This is a genomic window from Francisella opportunistica (assembly GCF_003347135.1).
Lineage (GTDB): Bacteria > Pseudomonadota > Gammaproteobacteria > Francisellales > Francisellaceae > Francisella > Francisella opportunistica.
This window is the reverse complement of record NZ_CP022377.1, coordinates 1,665,832-1,681,254: the sequence shown is the minus strand read 5'-3', so window position 1 is coordinate 1,681,254 and position 15,423 is coordinate 1,665,832. Positions and strand designations below refer to the sequence as shown.

The window sequence follows — 15,423 nt, the reverse complement described above, 5'->3', positions numbered from 1 at the left end:
TACATACTGGTGGAATAAAATAATGGCAAATACAGAGGCAGGCTCTCAAGTAGCTACTGAATATGTACAGCACCACTTGCATCACTGGCAAGTAAGCTTAGGTGAAGGTTCTTTTTGGCAGCTTAATGTTGATTCACTATTAGTGAGTGTTATATTAGGAGTTGTATTTATATTAGCTATGTTTTTAGCAGCTAGAAAAGCTAATTCGGGCGTTCCAGGCAAGTTTCAGAATATGATTGAAGCTATTTGGGAGTGGATGGATGGTATGGTTGCTGAGAACTATCATCATAAAAGAGACTTTGTTACACCATTAGCGCTTACTATTTTTGTTTGGGTGGTGCTGATGAATTTTATGGATTTACTTCCAGTCGATCTTTTTGGTTGGATAATTAGTTTCTTTACTACTAGCCATGAGGCTTACTTCAGGGTTGTGCCTACTGCTGACCCTAATGTTACTTTTGCTATGTCAATTGCTGTTTTCTTCCTAGTAATTTTTTATAATCTTAAGGCAAAAGGTTTTGGACTGGTTAAAGAAGTGTTGAGCTCACCTTTTGGTATTTGGTTATTTCCTTTAAATATCTTTTTTAGACTGGTTGATGAAATAGTTAAGCCAGTTTCACTGTCGCTGCGTTTGTTTGGTAATATTTTTGCTGGAGAACTTATATTTATTCTTATAGCTTTGTTGCCGTGGTGGTTTCAGTGGACTCTTGGTGGTATATGGGCAATATTCCATATCTTAATCGTTTTGATACAGGCTTTTGTGTTTATGATGCTAACTGTTGTCTATTTAAACATGGCGCAGGAAGCTCACTAAGTTTAAACTAACCTAAAATAAATCTTTAATAAACAGGAGAAATAAAAAATGAATATGTCTTTACAGGTTTTAGGAAACTTAAATGGTTTGACAGCAGTTGCAGTAGCTTTACTGATATCTTTACCAGCTTTAGGTACAGCGATAGGTTTTGGTGTTTTAGGCGGTAAGTATCTTGAAGGTGTTGCACGCCAGCCTGAGCTAGGTGGAATGCTACTTGGTCGTATGTTTATTGTTGCGGCTTTCGTTGACGCATTTGCTGCTATCTCAATAGCGATTGGTTTCTTAGTTCTTTATGCAAATCCTCTAGCGATTCCTGGCTTAGCTGAAGCGGCTCAGAAAGTAATCGGTGCATAATAAATAATAAAATCATAAGTTTCATTATCTAAAGGATAAGTAGATGGATATTAATATAACTCTAATAGGGCAAATGATAACATTTGCAATCTTTGTTGGATTTACAATGAAGTTTGTATGGCCCCCGCTACGTAAAGCTTTAGAAGAGCGTAGAGAAAAGATTGCTGAAGGTCTAGCATCTGCTGATAGAGCATCTAGAGAACTAGAGGTTGCTAAAAGACAGTCTGCAGAGGTTTTGCGTGAAGCTAAGGCTAAGGCAACCGAAATAGTTGAAAATGCTTATGTAAGAGCTCATAAAGTTGATGAGCAAGCAAAAGAAGAAGCTATTGCGGCTGCTGATAAGATTAAAAGCATGGCTATGGCTGAAATAGAGCAAGAGAAGATTAAAGCGAAAGAGCAACTTAAGCAAGAGCTTGTTAGTCTAGCTATGGCAGCTGCTAGCAAAATCATATCAGTAAATGTTGATGAGAAAGCTAGTAAAAAAGTTTTAGAAGACTTTGTAGAAAAAGTATAACTTTTAATAAGGTAAACACATGACAAATATAAGTGTGATTGCGAAGCCATATGCCAAAGCAGCATTTGAGTTTGCAAATGAACATAACCTACTACAACAATGGTCTAAGTTGCTTCAAACATTTTCTGAGTTAATCAAAGATGGCTCTGTGGCTGCAATTATATCTAGTCCTACTATATCTCAGATCGAGGTTATAGATGCTCTAAAAAAACAATTAGATGAAAACTTTTTTAATTTTCTTGCTTTGATAGCTGAAAATAAAAAGTTATCAATAATGCCAGAAATAGCAAATCAATTTGAGACTATTAAAAATATCCATAACAACATTAGAGTGGCTGATGTTACTTTAGCTTATGCTACAGATAAAAACGTCTTGGATAGCTTGAAAGCTAGTTTGGAGAGGAAATTTAGCTGCACTATTGATATGCATATAAATATCGATCCAGCGATAGTTGGTGGAGCAGTGGTAAAGGTTGGAGATACAGTTATTGATAATTCAGTATCTGGCCATTTAGAGAAATTAAAAAGTATTTTGTTATCATAAATTATAGGAAGTGAGCTTATGCAACTAAGTCCATCAGAAATAAGTGGTTTAATAAAACAAAGAATCGAAAAATTTGATAATTCAGTTGAACTGAAGTCAGAAGGTACAATCGTCAGTGTTGCTGATGGTATTGTTACTATTTATGGTTTGAATGATGTCGCAGCTGGTGAAATGATTAAGCTACCAGGAGATGTGTATGGTCTAGCTCTTAACTTAAATACAGATTCGGTCGGTGCTGTAGTTTTGGGTGAATATGAGCATATCAAAGAAGGTGATAAAGCATATTGTACAGGTAGAATTTTAGAAGTACCAGTTGGTGAAGCTCTTTTAGGTAGGGTTGTTGATGCTTTAGGTAACTCTATAGACGGTAAAGGTGAGGTGGCAACTGATCTAACTTCGCCTATTGAAAAAATCGCTCCTGGCGTAATTTGGAGAAAATCAGTAGATCAAGCATTACAAACAGGTATTAAATCAATTGACTCAATGGTACCAATTGGTAGAGGTCAAAGAGAGCTTATCATTGGTGATAGACAGATCGGCAAAACCGCAATTGCTGTTGATACGATTATTAACCAAAAGGGTACAGGTGTTAAATGTATCTATGTTGCTATTGGTCAGAAGGCATCTACAATTGCAAATATTGTAAGACAGCTTGAAGAGCATGGAGCAATGGAGCATACGATTATTGTTGCAGCGACAGCTTCTGATTCTGCAGCATTACAATATATCGCACCATATGCTGGTTGTTCTATGGGTGAGTATTTTAGAGATCGTGGCCAAGATGCGCTTATCGTTTACGATGATTTAACTAAGCAAGCATGGGCTTACAGACAGATCTCACTACTACTAAGAAGACCGCCTGGGCGTGAAGCTTATCCTGGTGATGTATTTTATCTTCACTCAAGACTGCTAGAAAGAGCAGCTAGAGTAAATGAAGAATATGTAGAGAAATTTACTAACGGTGAAGTTAAGGGCAAAACTGGTTCATTAACAGCATTACCAATCATTGAAACACAAGCTGGTGATATATCAGCATTCGTTCCTACGAATGTTATCTCAATCACCGATGGTCAGATATTCCTAGAGACAGATTTATTTAACTCTGGTTTAAGACCAGCGATTAACCCTGGTAACTCTGTTTCGCGTGTCGGTGGTGCAGCACAAACTAAGATTATTAAGAAACTTGGTGGTGGTATCCGTTTAGCGCTTGCACAATTTAGAGAGTTGGAAGCATTCTCACAATTTGCATCAGACTTAGATGAAGCAACTCGTGCACAGTTAAATAGAGGTCAAAGAGTAACAGAATTACTAAAACAAAAGCAGTTCTCAACTTTATCTGTGGCTTTAATGGCATTATCGCTTTATGCTGCTGATAATGGTTATTTAGACAGCTTGGAAGTTTCAGAGGTGATACCTTTTGAATCTGCTTTACATGCACTAGCAGAAACTAAGTATGCAGATGTGATTGCAGAAATTAATGAAACAGGTAAGTATGACGTAGAGATTGCTGATAAGTTAAAAACTATTGTTGAAGACTGCAAAGCAAATCAAGCTTGGTAATAGGAGTATAGACGATGTCTAATGCTAGAGAAATACGTTCCAAAGTGCAAAGTGTCAAGAACACGCAAAAAATCACAGGCGCAATGGAATTAGTTGCTGCTAGTAAAATGAGAGGTGCAATTGTTAAAATGAATAATGTGCGCCCTTATGTTGAAAGCGCAAACACTATTATCAAAAATGTCACAGCTGCAAGTATTGATTATCCTAATCCTTATTTGTTTGATAGAGAGGTAAAAAGAGTTGGTTACATAGTCACATCTACAGACAGGGGTCTTTGTGGTGGTCTTAATATCAATCTTTTCAAACATGTCTTGAAAAGTATTAAGAACAATATCGAAGATAGGATTGGAGTCGATGTATGTGTGATTGGCACAAAAGCTGAAAATTTCTTTGCAAAATTGAAAGATGTCAATGTTGTAGCAACAGCTCATTATAATGATAAAGACAAAGAAGGTAGTTTTAGAGCTATTGGTGGTGCAGTTAAAGTGATGCTAGATAAGTTTATAGTAGGCGAGATTGATAGGTTATATATGAGTAGTAATCAATTCGTAAGCACAATTAAACAAAGACCTAGATTACAAACATTGCTACCAATTCAAGATATCTTCTTAGCAGAAGAAATAAAATCAAATAAAGAGAAGGCATCTAAAGGTCATTGGGATTATATTTATGAGAGAGATATAGAAGAAGTTTTAAATGCTTTATGTATCAGATATATTGAAGCTCAAGTCAGAGGTGCAATATTAGAAAATGCAGCATGTGAGCAAGCTGCTCGTATGATAGCTATGAAAAATGCAACTGATAATGCTAGTGATATAATTGATCAGTTGAAATTAGATTACAATAAAGTAAGACAAGCTATGATTACGCAAGAGCTTGCAGAAATTTGTTCAGGTGCGGCAGCAGTTTAGGAGAGGTAAATGAGTACAGGTAAAATTATTCAAGTAATTGGTGCTGTTATTGATGTGGAGTTTGCTCGAGATAACACACCGAAAGTATATGATGCTTTAAATGTAGTAGAAACTGGTCTAGTGCTAGAAGTACAACAACAGATCGGTGATGGTGTAGTTCGTACTATTGCTATGGGCTCTAGTGATGGTCTTAAACGTGGTATGGAAGTTAAAAATACAAATGCACCTATTTCTGTCCCAGTTGGCCATGGTACACTTGGGCGTATCATGAATGTATTGGGTGAGCCAATAGATGAGGCTGGGCCAATTGAATATACTGAGAAAAGATCTATCCACCAAGCTCCTCCTGCATATGATGAGTTAGCTTTAAGTACGGAAATACTAGAAACAGGGATTAAAGTAGTAGATCTTATCTGCCCATTTGCTAAAGGTGGTAAGGTAGGTTTATTCGGTGGTGCTGGTGTTGGTAAAACTGTAACAATGATGGAACTTATCAATAATATTGCAAAAGAGCATAGTGGTTATTCTGTATTTGCAGGTGTTGGTGAGAGAACTCGTGAAGGTAATGATTTTTACTATGAAATGAAAGACTCTAATGTATTAGATAAAGTGTCATTAGTGTATGGCCAGATGAATGAGCCGCCTGGTAACAGACTAAGAGTAGCTCTTAGTGGTTTGACTATTGCTGAAGGTTTTCGTGATGAGAAACGTGATGTATTAATGTTTATCGATAACATCTATCGTTATACATTAGCAGGTACAGAAGTATCAGCACTACTTGGTCGTATGCCGTCTGCTGTGGGTTATCAGCCAACGCTAGCAGCAGAGATGGGCGCTTTACAAGAGCGTATTACATCTACTAAGACAGGATCTATTACTTCTGTTCAGGCTGTATACGTACCAGCAGATGACTTAACTGATCCTTCACCAGCTACAACTTTCTCGCACTTAGATGCAACGATTGTACTATCACGTCAGATTGCTGAGCTTGGTATTTATCCTGCAGTTGATCCTCTAGATTCAACTTCTAGACAGCTAGATCCATTAGTCGTAGGTCAAGAACATTATGAAACAGCTCGTGCAGTACAGAAAGTACTTCAAAGGTACAAAGAGTTGAAAGACATTATTGCTATTTTAGGTATGGATGAATTATCTGATGAGGATAAGAAAATTGTTGATAGAGCTCGTAAAATTCAGAGATTTTTATCACAGCCATTCCATGTAGCAGAGGTATTTACTGGTAACCCTGGTAAGTTCGTATCACTTAAAGATACTGTAGCAAGTTTTAAAGCTATAGTTAACGGTGAATATGATCATCTACCAGAGCAAGCTTTCTATATGGTTGGTTCTATACAAGAAGCTATCGAGAAAGCAAAAACTCTCTAATAGGGTATTGATATGACAAAAAAATATCTAAAAGTTGATGTTGTTAGTCCTCAAGGTTCAGTTTTTAAAGGTGAAGCTGATATGGTGAGTCTGCGTGGCTCTGCTGGTGAAATGGGGATAGCATATGGTCATACTGAACTATTATCTACTTTACCAGCTGGTGTAGTAAATGTCAGAAAAGATCAGCATACTGATGTATTATATGTATCAGGTGGTATAGTAGAGGTCACTCCAACTCGCGTAACTATTATGGTTGATGATATGGAGAGAGCTGAGAACCTTAATCAGGCAGAAGCAGAGAAAGCAAGAGCAAGAGCAAAAGAAGTTCTTAAAAACCCTGATGCTTCGAAGCTTGATATAGAAGCAGCTAACAAAAGACTAAAAGAGGCAGATGCTCGTCTTAAAGCACTTAATTCTTCAAAAGGTCTGTATTATTCAAAAGACGAATAATTATATTACCTTAATAAGTAACAACACTGTCTTATTGATACAAATAAGTTATCTAAACAAATTAATCTAAAAAAATCAAAATAAATTATTAGTGATTGATTAGGTTCCATGAACAAAAAAATTGAATAAAGCAGTTAAGTATATTTAAATAGTTTTGTGAAACAAAAAAACATACTTAACATATATGGAATATTACATATCAGAAACAAATTGGTCAACTATTTTAACTTTTCTAACAGCTCAAAAAGGATTGCATACAAAAGATGTAGTTAAGCTTAGAAGATTCATAGAAGCAGTGTTTTTTATCTTAAAAACAGGAGCTCAGTGGAAATATCTTCACAAGGATTATGGTAATAGTAGAGCCATCCATAAGCGTTATAAATACTGGGCTGACAAAGGTGTTTGGAATAATCTAATGACTTATGTTTCAGACATTGATTCACAACAGTTCATGATAGATTCACTATCTGTTAAAGCACATGCGTGTGCTAGTGGTTATGAGATAAATGGTAATGAAATCAATGCTTTGGGTAGAAGTGTGGGTGGCTTAACAACAAAGATTCATACTCTTACAGATGCTTTAGGAAATCCCGTTAGATTTATAATAACTGCTGGTAATGTCCATGATATTGTACCCTCACAACAACTCTTAGAAGGAATAACAAATGCTTATATTCTTGCTGATAAGGCATATTTCTCTGAAGAAAATATAAAATTCCTTGAGGAAAATAAAAATAAACCAGTCATTCCTGCTAGAGAAAACTATACCAAAGGCCATAATGTTGACTGGCATATTTATAAGGAAAGACATTTGATAGAGAACTTTTTCTCTAAAATTAAGCATTTTAGAAGGGTTTTCTCTAGGTTTGATAAGACTTGTTCTGCTTTCCTCGGCTTTATAGCATTAGCAAGCACCTTTATTTGGCTTAGATGATTTTTTTGTTCATGGAACCTAATTTATACTTACTCAATTAATTAAAATGCTTTAAATTTAGAGCTATTATTATGATATCAAGATAAAATTATTTATAATTTATAAGATATAATATTTTGGTCTTTATTGGTAAATGAGAAAATTTTTTATACAGCTTATAATACTTGCTTTAATGCTACCTCTAATGCTAGAAGCTGCACCACTAGCTAATTTAAGCTCAGATTCAAACAGTTCTGAAACATTATTACCGAACAGAATAATTGCAGGATTCCTCGATATTCGTACTCCTGGTTCGACAACAAGAGTTGATATGCAAAGGGCCAAAAAAGATGGCTATAATGTGATGATAGTCGCCTATGGGGAGGTTTATGCTAATGATATAGGTTTTTATACAACTTCTATAACTTCTACACAGACTATAATAGATAAAATCCGTGAAGCCAAAAAAGCTGGAATGAAAGTATTATTAGCTGTTGGTGGAAGTCCTAACACTTTTCATCCTGGTGTTAAGCAAGGAGCTACGGATCCAAAAATTTTTGGTAATGATTTTACAGATGCACAGATAGAAGTTTTAGCTAGTAATATAGTTAAATTTTTAAATAAAAATGATATTGACGGAATTGTATATAGTATCAAGAAATTTACAGCAGCGGATTTTATTGCCAAGCTTTCTGCAGAGATAAAAAAAACCGATGCAAAAATAATAATTGCTGCTGAGCCCGAGGTTAATAATTATAAGTTAATTACAACAGGTGTTAGTAATGATTATGACAAGGCCATTGAGGATGGCGATATAGATTATCTTTTTATACAAGAATATGATGCTTTCCCTGCATATGAACCGAGTTTTATTTCTGAGAGTTATCCAAAGATTATTGAGAATACCCATATTCCACTTAAGACAAAAATTTTGATAACAGAGCCAACAAATGCTGTTTCTGGCGGGACAAATACTATTTATCATCCACAAGGAAATGCGACAAAATCATTATCAACTGAGCAAGCAGTAAAATTAATGTTACCGCAACTTGAGAAACTAAAATTTAAACCAAGGTTTGCTGGTGTTGCTGGTTGGTCATTGAATACAGATTACGCTGCTGATCTATATGGAGATTCTTCGCATAATGCTGGAGCATTTGCAAAAGGGCTTAGTGAGTGCATTTATAAGAATGCTTGTATTGAAATAGATAATAAAATACAGGGCCCAGTCGTTGCTGGGATTTTACCGCTGTGGGGTAAAAATAGCTCTTATAATATTTCTGGTCAACAGGTAAATACTACTCCAATAAGCATATCAATGCCAAAAGATAAAGAGTATTGTGATCACAATCCTAATGTATGTAAGTATAATGTGATTATAGCTGCATATCTAACCTACACTAATAGTAAAGGTTTTGTACTATCTTTTAATGAGGAGAATGGCAGTTCTAAGAAAATATATTCTCCAGAAGAGCTAAAAGCTTTTATTGTCTACATGAACTTAAAAGGTAAGCATACAATTATTTCTATTGGTGGTAAGTATTCTCATATTGATTGGGAGACGATAAATTTAAATGAGCTTATTAAAATCGTTCAAGAGTTTGGTTTTAATGGTGTAAACTTTGACTTAAGTAGTTCTGATATACCTAAGAATGAGAAAACAGCAAAAATAGCTGCTGATAAAATAAATAAATTAATCGCAACATTAAGGCAAATTAACCGTGGTTTTTGGTTAACTTTCTCTCCTGAGTGGCACTATATAGTTGCGCCATTGGCCAAAAATGACAAAGATAATATTTATGTTAATCATAATTACATTGAATTACTAGAAAATATTGGCATTAATAAAATAAATTATATTTGGCTTAATACATATGCTGATAAACCTTCTGATGGAATTTTAAGTTTTTATAAGAATAAAAATGCAGAGCATATAAAAATTACTCCTGCTGATGGTTATGCTAAGTTTTTGGCAGCACTTGCTTGGGCTTTGACAACACAAGCTGGCTATGATGCAAATATGCCGAAATATGATGAAATTGATAAACCTTTGCATATACCAGCTAATAAATTAGTTTTAATGATTCCTGCAACCAAGGGTACTACTCATGGTGGTATGATGTATGTATTATCAGAAAAAGATATTAAAGAGGCGGTCTCTCTAATGAAAGAAAATAAAGCATCTTTTGCAGGTTTTGCAGTTTGGAGTATCGATTTTGATGCAACTAATATTAACAAAGGTGATTTAGGTAATGACTATAGCCATAAGCCTTGGAGTACAACAGCTGCAATTTTAGATATTAGTTTACCTCCTATAGTGTCACAGATAACTGATCAAACAAAACAAGAAACTAAATTTTTTCGACCAGGACAAGAACAACGTCAAAGTATAGATACTGGAGTTATCAATTATCCTGATAAAATAGGCTCTTATAATGCTGATACTGTCATAAGTTTTCAGGGTAAAAAATATAAGTGTAAATCTAACCTAGAAGTTAAATTTTGTAATGATAAAGGATATATTCCAAATGGTCTTTATGGTTATCTTGCTTGGGATGAGATCAACACTGCTAAACAGATTAAGATAAAATCTAAACAGCTTAAGCGTAAAATTGCTGATGGTGAAATAGTTAAATACCCGAATTTTATTGGGAATTATAAAACTGGACAAATAATTATTGCTGGTGACAGAAAGTTTGAATGTCAAAAACAACAGTTATGTAATGATAAATCATACCGACCTATAGGTAAAAGTGGTTATCTTGCTTGGAGTGATATAACTGATGATGTTGCTCACTTAGTAATTGAAGTTAAACAAATTAAACCAAGAGGTGCTGAGTATATTTATCCATATGGTATAGAGGATTATAAGGCAGGTACTACAGTTGCTGTTGGTCAAGAACTATATCGCTGTAATCTTGGTCCGGAGTCTAGTTTATGTACTAGTGAAGCATATAAACCAACCGGTAAGTATGGTACAGATGCTTGGACAATAATTAGGTAGTAAATAAAAATATTTATACTTTATTTATTTTACTTAACAGAATCAATTAGTTTTTTTAGTTCACCTGATTCATTCATTTCCATAATTATATCACAACCACCTATTAACTCACCTTTTACCCAAAGCTGAGGAAATGTTGGCCAGTCAGCATACTTAGGTAAAACAGCTCTTATATCGGGGTTTTCAAGGATGTTTACAAAAGCAAATGGTTTTCCGCATGATCTAATTGCTGTTGCCGCATGAGCAGAAAAACCACATTGTGGTAGGTTGGGTGAGCCTTTCATATATAAAATAATATCGTTTTCTTTGAGCTGTTTTTCAATTCTATCAATGACTTTTTGTTCTTCTTGAGTATACATTTTTGATTCCTTTTTATTTAAATTAAGCAGGTATGTTTAGAAATTTCACCTAAAAAATGATAACATATTATACCATAGGGGTATAGTATGAAGATACTATAAAGTTAATTCAACAGATTCAAGGAGAATAAGCAAATGAAATTTGAATTACCAAAACTACCTTACAATGTCGATGCATTAGAACCAATAATATCAAAAGAAACTATAGAGTACCACTATGGTAAACATCATCAAACATATGTAACTAATCTAAATAATTTAGTTGAAGGAACAGAGCATGCTGGCAAAAACCTAGAAGAAATCATAAAAATTTCTTCTGGCGGTATATTTAATAATGCCGCTCAAGTTTTTAATCATACCTTTTACTGGAATTGTTTGACTCCAAACAAAACTGAGGCTTCTAGTCAGTTAAAGGCAGCGCTAATTGAGGCATGTGGTTCTGTAGAAAATTTTAAAGAGCAATTCTCAAAAGCAGCTATCGCAACATTTGGTTCTGGTTGGGCTTGGCTAGTAAAAAATACTGACGGCAAGCTGGAAATTTTAACGACAAGTAATGCAGGTTGTCCGTTAACAGAGAACAAGAAACCATTACTAACATTTGATGTTTGGGAGCATGCTTACTATATCGATTATCGTAATGCTAGGCCTAAGTATGTTGAAGCATTATGGGATATCGTAAACTGGGAGTTTGTTTCTGAGCAATTTGCCGATTAGGATTTGCCTTGATGCCAAAAAATAAGACTTCTTTATTCTCTTTCGTAACCGGAGTTTTATCAATAGTAGTTGTAGTGTTTATAGCAATGTTATTTCCCGATTTGCAATTATCAACTACACTTAAGAATATAGTGTTGGTAATTCTTTTCTTGCCTTGGGTAATATTTATGCTATCTCTTTTATTTTCCGATAAAGATAATAAATAAGAATTAGTGTAAATTTGCCATTAATTTTATTCTTGTTCTAAAGATAAATATTAGTAGTGATATAAACATTCCAACTATAAAACTGAAGATAAACAATCCTTCCCATCTGTAGTGTGCTTGAATATATCCAGCTAAAGGTCCTACAAATACTCTTGCTAAGGAGTCTATTGAGCTTAAAATTGCAAATTGAGTAGCTGAGAACTTTACATTAACAAGACTCATGATCATTGCTACTAATATCGCTGTACCCATTGCACCACAAAAATATTCTACACTCACAGAACCCAACATTAGATAGTAGTTTTTGCCAACTATTGCCAGTACTACATAAGTTAAATTTGCACATGCCATAATAATACTGAAGTATAAGAAGCTTTTGTAAACGCCGATCTGTTTTGCAATCAAGCCTCCAACGATTAAGCCAACTAAAGATGCAAATAAAGATAAAGCCTTATATGAAACTGCAATAGTTGTTTTACTAAAACCAAGGTCGATAAAAAAGATTGAGTTCAATGAAAATGCTATTGCATCAGCAAGTTTATAGCTTATAAGAATAATTATTATAATTATTGCAGTATATAAGCCTTGGCGCCTAAAAAACTCAACAAAAGGTAGTACAAAAGCATCCCTGAAGCTTTTAGGAGCCTCTTGATACTGACTTTCTTTAATTATCAAAGTATAAAGAGGACAGATGATAAAAAACGGGATAATCATTAGCCAAGCAAGATTCCAGTTATTATTAAGTTTATCTACTATGATCAAAACTAGTGATCCTGTTACTAGCATACCAATACGATAACCCATGACTGCTATAGCATTTCCTAGTGCTCTTTCAGATTCTAGGAGAATTTCTGTTTGATAAGCGTTTATAGCAATATCTTGTGTTGCTGATACAAAGCATATTAAAAAACCAATAAGAGCAATTATAAAAGGTGAGTTTGCTGGTGAAAGTCGACTCATTATAGCAATGAGGATGATTAACAGCAATTGAGTTAGTAATATCCAGCCTTTCCTACGTCCTAATCTAGGTATTTTTATCTTGTCTAAGAAAGGAGCCCACAAATATTTAAATGTGTAAGGGATTGCGATAAGTGTTAAAAAACCAATATCTTTTGTTTCTATGCCGTTATCTTTATACCATAAAAATAATGAAGAGGCTGTAAGCATAAGGGGAAACCCTGATGCGTAACCTAGTATTAACATAGTAAACATTTTAGCTTCTTTAAAAGGAGCTGAAAGTTTCTCTATAAGCGTTGGCGAGCTAGTCATTTTAGTCATCTAGTGAGTTTTTTATATAAGTAAAATGCTAGTTGAAATAGATAAGAAAGTAAATAAAGAATAAAGCAGAGAAATGAAATTAGAAATTTCTGCTTGTTGCACCTGTATATAATTGTCTTGGACGACCAATCTTTTGTGCTGGATCATTAACCATTTCTAACCACTGAGATATCCATCCTGATGTTCTTGCTAAAGCAAATATGGCTGTAAACATATCTTCTGGAATGCCCATAGCTTTTAAGATAATTCCTGAATAGAAATCAACATTAGGGAAAAGCTTTCTCTCAATAAAGAATTCATCTTGTAAAGCAATTTCTTCTAGTCTTTTAGCTACTGTTAGAAGGGGATCGTCACTATGACCAAGCTTAGCAAGAATTTCTTCGCAGTTCTTTTTCATAGCTGTAGCTCTTGGATCAGTGTTTTTATAGACTCTATGTCCAAATCCCATTAGTCTAAATGGATCATCTTTATCTTTTGCTTTGGCAATGTACTTATCGATATTTTCAGTACTACCAATTTCAGATAGCATTTTAAGTACCGCTTCATTAGCACCACCATGAGCAGGACCCCAAAGTGCTGTAATACCTGCGATAATCGCAGCATAAGGAGAGTTACCAGTTGATCCTGATAATCTTACTGTTGAAGTTGAAGCATTTTGCTCGTGATCAGCGTGAAGCATAAATATTGTATCCATTGCTTTGACATGCAGCTCATCTGGTTTGTAGCTTTCATCTTCAGCAAACATCATATACAAGAAATTCTCAGCATAGCCATATTCCAATTTAGGTTCTAAGAACTTCTTACCCTGATTATGTCTATAAGCTATAGCCGCGATCGTTGCGATTTTTGCTACGATAATTTTAGCAATCTCATCTTGAGATTCTTTTTGTCCAGTGTGCACATGTTCTGCAGCTAGGACATTAACACCAGCTATTAGGCTAGACATAGGATGTGTATGCTGAGGCATTGCAGAAACTGCAGCTTTGATATGCTCGCACACAGGCATTTTAGCAATAATTTCTTGTCTAAAGTTTTTTACTTGCTCATCATTTGGTAGTTCTCCATAAATCAATGCATAGCAAAGAGTCCTATAGTTTGACTTTTGAGTCCATTCTTCGATCGGGTAGCCTCTATGTAAGAGTATACCCTTACCACCATCGATATATGTGATTTTGGATTCGCATGCAGCTGTAGACATGAATCCAGGGTCATAAGTAAAAATTCCATGTTTTACTAATGATGAAACATCTATGCAGTCATTACCTAAGCTAGGAGAATATACTGGTAATTCTATTTCAATATTCTTATCTGCATACTTAAGAGTTGCGTATTTACTCATTAATATGGCCTCCAAGTAAAGAGTTGATCAAAAATATAATGCAAAGTTGCAGTAAAAAGATACCTTTTCTTAAAAGCAAAACATTTGTTAGGTATCATTACTGGGCAATAATAAGCTAAAGAATTCTGTTTTGCAAATAAAAAAATCTCATATTTTATATATATTAATTTTATAATTATCACTAATTGATCGAGCTATTGTGTTTATCTATAGCGCAATTTAAAATCAAAAAATCACTTAAGTATTTGAATTTATTTGAGTAAAAATATATCATTAAGAGTTGTTGTATAACATTAGTTTAAATCCGATTTACTTCTCTACAAAAATTGCTTCGGAGGAATGTCGAGCATGAAAAAAATTACTAACATTGACTTGATGTCAATAAAATCGTATAACTTCCCGATTACAGCCATTAGTTCTATTATGCATCGCATATCAGGAGTGGTATTAATTATTGCAATACCAATTTGTGTAGTTGCAATGAACTATACTCTTGCAGGACCTGATGGCTATCAACAAACAGTTGCTGTATTAACTAAAAGTTGGTTTAGTGTGTTTTTTTGGCTTTTCTTATCATCGATAACTTACCATATTTATGCTGGTATCAGACATATGATTATGGATATGGGCTTTGGTGAGAGTATGAAAGTGGCTAGATTTACATCGTTATTAGTTATCGTTTTAGGTGTTTTATCAGCTATTTTATGGGGGTGCTACTTATGGCTGTAATTTCATTAACTTCTTCTGGAATTAAAGACTTTTTTGTACAAAGAGTTACAGCTGTAATTATTGCTGTATATTTTGGCTATCTTATCGTAGAAGCTTTGTACTTGTCGCATATAGGAGCTCTTAACTATGATAGTTGGAGAGGCTTGTTTACTGATGGTATGTTTTTTAGAGTTGCTACATTGATGGCTTACTTGGCGATGTTTTTTCATGCTTGGGTAGGTATCTGGATCATATGTGGTGATTATATTAAATGTGCATGGGCTTCTGCGCTTGTGATGCTGAGCTTTGTTTTGGTATATGTATTCTGCTTTTTTTGGTTATTTGCAGTTTTATTTTTCTATTAAGAGG

At 34.4% G+C, this 15,423-nt stretch carries 17 protein-coding genes; 14 read left to right on the top strand and 3 right to left on the bottom strand.

Annotated features, from left to right (window positions below; all coding sequences use genetic code 11):
- Window positions 1–22 precede the first annotated feature (22 nt).
- The 10 genes from atpB (at window position 23) to CGC45_RS08205 (ending at window position 10,450) form a co-directional block, all read left to right on the top strand.
- On the top strand, window positions 23–814 hold the full coding sequence (atpB, locus tag CGC45_RS08250) for a F0F1 ATP synthase subunit A (protein ID WP_071629809.1): 792 nt from the start codon (window positions 23–25) through the stop codon (window positions 812–814).
- Window positions 815–862: 48 nt separating this feature from the next.
- The gene (locus CGC45_RS08245) at window positions 863–1,168 is read left to right on the top strand and encodes a F0F1 ATP synthase subunit B (protein WP_071629808.1); all 306 of its coding nucleotides are present in this window, start codon (window positions 863–865) and stop codon (window positions 1,166–1,168) included.
- 43 nt (window positions 1,169–1,211) lie between these two features.
- Complete coding sequence (locus CGC45_RS08240) at window positions 1,212–1,682, top strand: F0F1 ATP synthase subunit B (protein WP_071629807.1); 471 nt, start codon at window positions 1,212–1,214, stop codon at window positions 1,680–1,682.
- Between the two features lie 19 nt (window positions 1,683–1,701).
- Window positions 1,702–2,226, top strand: coding sequence for a F0F1 ATP synthase subunit delta (locus CGC45_RS08235; RefSeq protein ID WP_071629806.1), 525 nt, complete (start codon window positions 1,702–1,704; stop codon window positions 2,224–2,226).
- 18 nt (window positions 2,227–2,244) lie between these two features.
- Window positions 2,245–3,786, top strand: coding sequence for a F0F1 ATP synthase subunit alpha (gene atpA / locus CGC45_RS08230; RefSeq protein ID WP_071629805.1), 1,542 nt, complete (start codon window positions 2,245–2,247; stop codon window positions 3,784–3,786).
- A gap of 14 nt (window positions 3,787–3,800) precedes the next feature.
- Window positions 3,801–4,697, top strand: a complete 897-nt coding sequence (locus CGC45_RS08225) for a F0F1 ATP synthase subunit gamma (protein WP_071629804.1) — start codon at window positions 3,801–3,803, stop codon at window positions 4,695–4,697.
- 9 nt (window positions 4,698–4,706) lie between these two features.
- A complete protein-coding gene (gene atpD, locus CGC45_RS08220) occupies window positions 4,707–6,083 on the top strand; it encodes a F0F1 ATP synthase subunit beta (RefSeq protein WP_071629803.1) in 1,377 nt (458 codons plus the stop codon).
- A 12-nt stretch (window positions 6,084–6,095) separates the two neighbouring features.
- Complete coding sequence (locus CGC45_RS08215; RefSeq protein ID WP_071629802.1) at window positions 6,096–6,533, top strand: F0F1 ATP synthase subunit epsilon; 438 nt, start codon at window positions 6,096–6,098, stop codon at window positions 6,531–6,533.
- A 184-nt stretch (window positions 6,534–6,717) separates the two neighbouring features.
- Window positions 6,718–7,467: an IS5 family transposase gene (locus tag CGC45_RS08210; RefSeq protein ID WP_071629399.1), complete on the top strand. Its 750-nt coding sequence runs from the start codon at window positions 6,718–6,720 to the stop codon at window positions 7,465–7,467.
- A gap of 133 nt (window positions 7,468–7,600) precedes the next feature.
- Window positions 7,601–10,450, top strand: a complete 2,850-nt coding sequence (locus tag CGC45_RS08205; RefSeq protein WP_071629801.1) for a glycosyl hydrolase family 18 protein — start codon at window positions 7,601–7,603, stop codon at window positions 10,448–10,450.
- Window positions 10,451–10,479: 29 nt separating this feature from the next.
- On the opposite strand, the gene grxD is transcribed toward CGC45_RS08205, so the two are convergent.
- Window positions 10,480–10,809 carry a Grx4 family monothiol glutaredoxin gene (grxD, locus tag CGC45_RS08200; protein ID WP_071629800.1) on the bottom strand — a complete coding sequence of 110 codons (330 nt, stop codon included), beginning with the start codon at window positions 10,807–10,809 and terminating at the stop codon, window positions 10,480–10,482.
- 135 nt (window positions 10,810–10,944) lie between these two features.
- Here grxD and CGC45_RS08195 point away from each other — a divergent pair, with 135 nt between their 5' ends.
- Complete coding sequence (locus tag CGC45_RS08195; protein ID WP_071629799.1) at window positions 10,945–11,523, top strand: superoxide dismutase; 579 nt, start codon at window positions 10,945–10,947, stop codon at window positions 11,521–11,523.
- An 11-nt stretch (window positions 11,524–11,534) separates the two neighbouring features.
- Window positions 11,535–11,729, top strand: a complete 195-nt coding sequence (locus CGC45_RS09040) for a hypothetical protein (RefSeq protein WP_071629798.1) — start codon at window positions 11,535–11,537, stop codon at window positions 11,727–11,729.
- 3 nt (window positions 11,730–11,732) lie between these two features.
- Here CGC45_RS09040 and CGC45_RS08185 read toward each other — a convergent pair whose 3' ends face one another.
- Window positions 11,733–12,998: an AmpG family muropeptide MFS transporter gene (locus tag CGC45_RS08185; RefSeq protein WP_071629990.1), complete on the bottom strand. Its 1,266-nt coding sequence runs from the start codon at window positions 12,996–12,998 to the stop codon at window positions 11,733–11,735.
- A gap of 88 nt (window positions 12,999–13,086) precedes the next feature.
- Window positions 13,087–14,346, bottom strand: a complete 1,260-nt coding sequence (locus CGC45_RS08180; protein ID WP_071629797.1) for a citrate synthase — start codon at window positions 14,344–14,346, stop codon at window positions 13,087–13,089.
- Window positions 14,347–14,694: 348 nt separating this feature from the next.
- Between CGC45_RS08180 and sdhC the strand changes: the two genes are divergently transcribed.
- Complete coding sequence (sdhC, locus tag CGC45_RS08175) at window positions 14,695–15,075, top strand: succinate dehydrogenase, cytochrome b556 subunit (RefSeq protein WP_071629796.1); 381 nt, start codon at window positions 14,695–14,697, stop codon at window positions 15,073–15,075.
- Window positions 15,051–15,419, top strand: a complete 369-nt coding sequence (sdhD, locus tag CGC45_RS08170) for a succinate dehydrogenase, hydrophobic membrane anchor protein (RefSeq protein ID WP_114702124.1) — start codon at window positions 15,051–15,053, stop codon at window positions 15,417–15,419. Before sdhC ends, sdhD begins: the two co-directional genes overlap by 25 nt.
- Window positions 15,420–15,423: the final 4 nt, after the last annotated feature.

Bases quoted from the DNA above. Each gene is read 5' to 3' on its own strand.
- CGC45_RS08205 (WP_071629801.1), top strand. From the start codon at position 7,601: ATGAGAAAATTTTTTATACAGCTTATAATACTTGCTTTAATGCTACCT.
- sdhD (WP_114702124.1), top strand. From the start codon at position 15,051: ATGGGGGTGCTACTTATGGCTGTAATTTCATTAACTTCTTCTGGAATT.
- grxD (WP_071629800.1), bottom strand. From the start codon at position 10,809: ATGTATACTCAAGAAGAACAAAAAGTCATTGATAGAATTGAAAAACAG.
- CGC45_RS08180 (WP_071629797.1), bottom strand. From the start codon at position 14,346: ATGAGTAAATACGCAACTCTTAAGTATGCAGATAAGAATATTGAAATA.
- CGC45_RS08235 (WP_071629806.1), top strand. From the start codon at position 1,702: ATGACAAATATAAGTGTGATTGCGAAGCCATATGCCAAAGCAGCATTT.
- atpA (WP_071629805.1), top strand. From the start codon at position 2,245: ATGCAACTAAGTCCATCAGAAATAAGTGGTTTAATAAAACAAAGAATC.
- CGC45_RS09040 (WP_071629798.1), top strand. From the start codon at position 11,535: ATGCCAAAAAATAAGACTTCTTTATTCTCTTTCGTAACCGGAGTTTTA.
- CGC45_RS08245 (WP_071629808.1), top strand. From the start codon at position 863: ATGAATATGTCTTTACAGGTTTTAGGAAACTTAAATGGTTTGACAGCA.
- CGC45_RS08195 (WP_071629799.1), top strand. From the start codon at position 10,945: ATGAAATTTGAATTACCAAAACTACCTTACAATGTCGATGCATTAGAA.
- atpD (WP_071629803.1), top strand. From the start codon at position 4,707: ATGAGTACAGGTAAAATTATTCAAGTAATTGGTGCTGTTATTGATGTG.
- CGC45_RS08215 (WP_071629802.1), top strand. From the start codon at position 6,096: ATGACAAAAAAATATCTAAAAGTTGATGTTGTTAGTCCTCAAGGTTCA.
- CGC45_RS08210 (WP_071629399.1), top strand. From the start codon at position 6,718: ATGGAATATTACATATCAGAAACAAATTGGTCAACTATTTTAACTTTT.
- CGC45_RS08185 (WP_071629990.1), bottom strand. From the start codon at position 12,998: ATGACTAGCTCGCCAACGCTTATAGAGAAACTTTCAGCTCCTTTTAAA.
- sdhC (WP_071629796.1), top strand. From the start codon at position 14,695: ATGAAAAAAATTACTAACATTGACTTGATGTCAATAAAATCGTATAAC.
- CGC45_RS08225 (WP_071629804.1), top strand. From the start codon at position 3,801: ATGTCTAATGCTAGAGAAATACGTTCCAAAGTGCAAAGTGTCAAGAAC.
- atpB (WP_071629809.1), top strand. From the start codon at position 23: ATGGCAAATACAGAGGCAGGCTCTCAAGTAGCTACTGAATATGTACAG.
- CGC45_RS08240 (WP_071629807.1), top strand. From the start codon at position 1,212: ATGGATATTAATATAACTCTAATAGGGCAAATGATAACATTTGCAATC.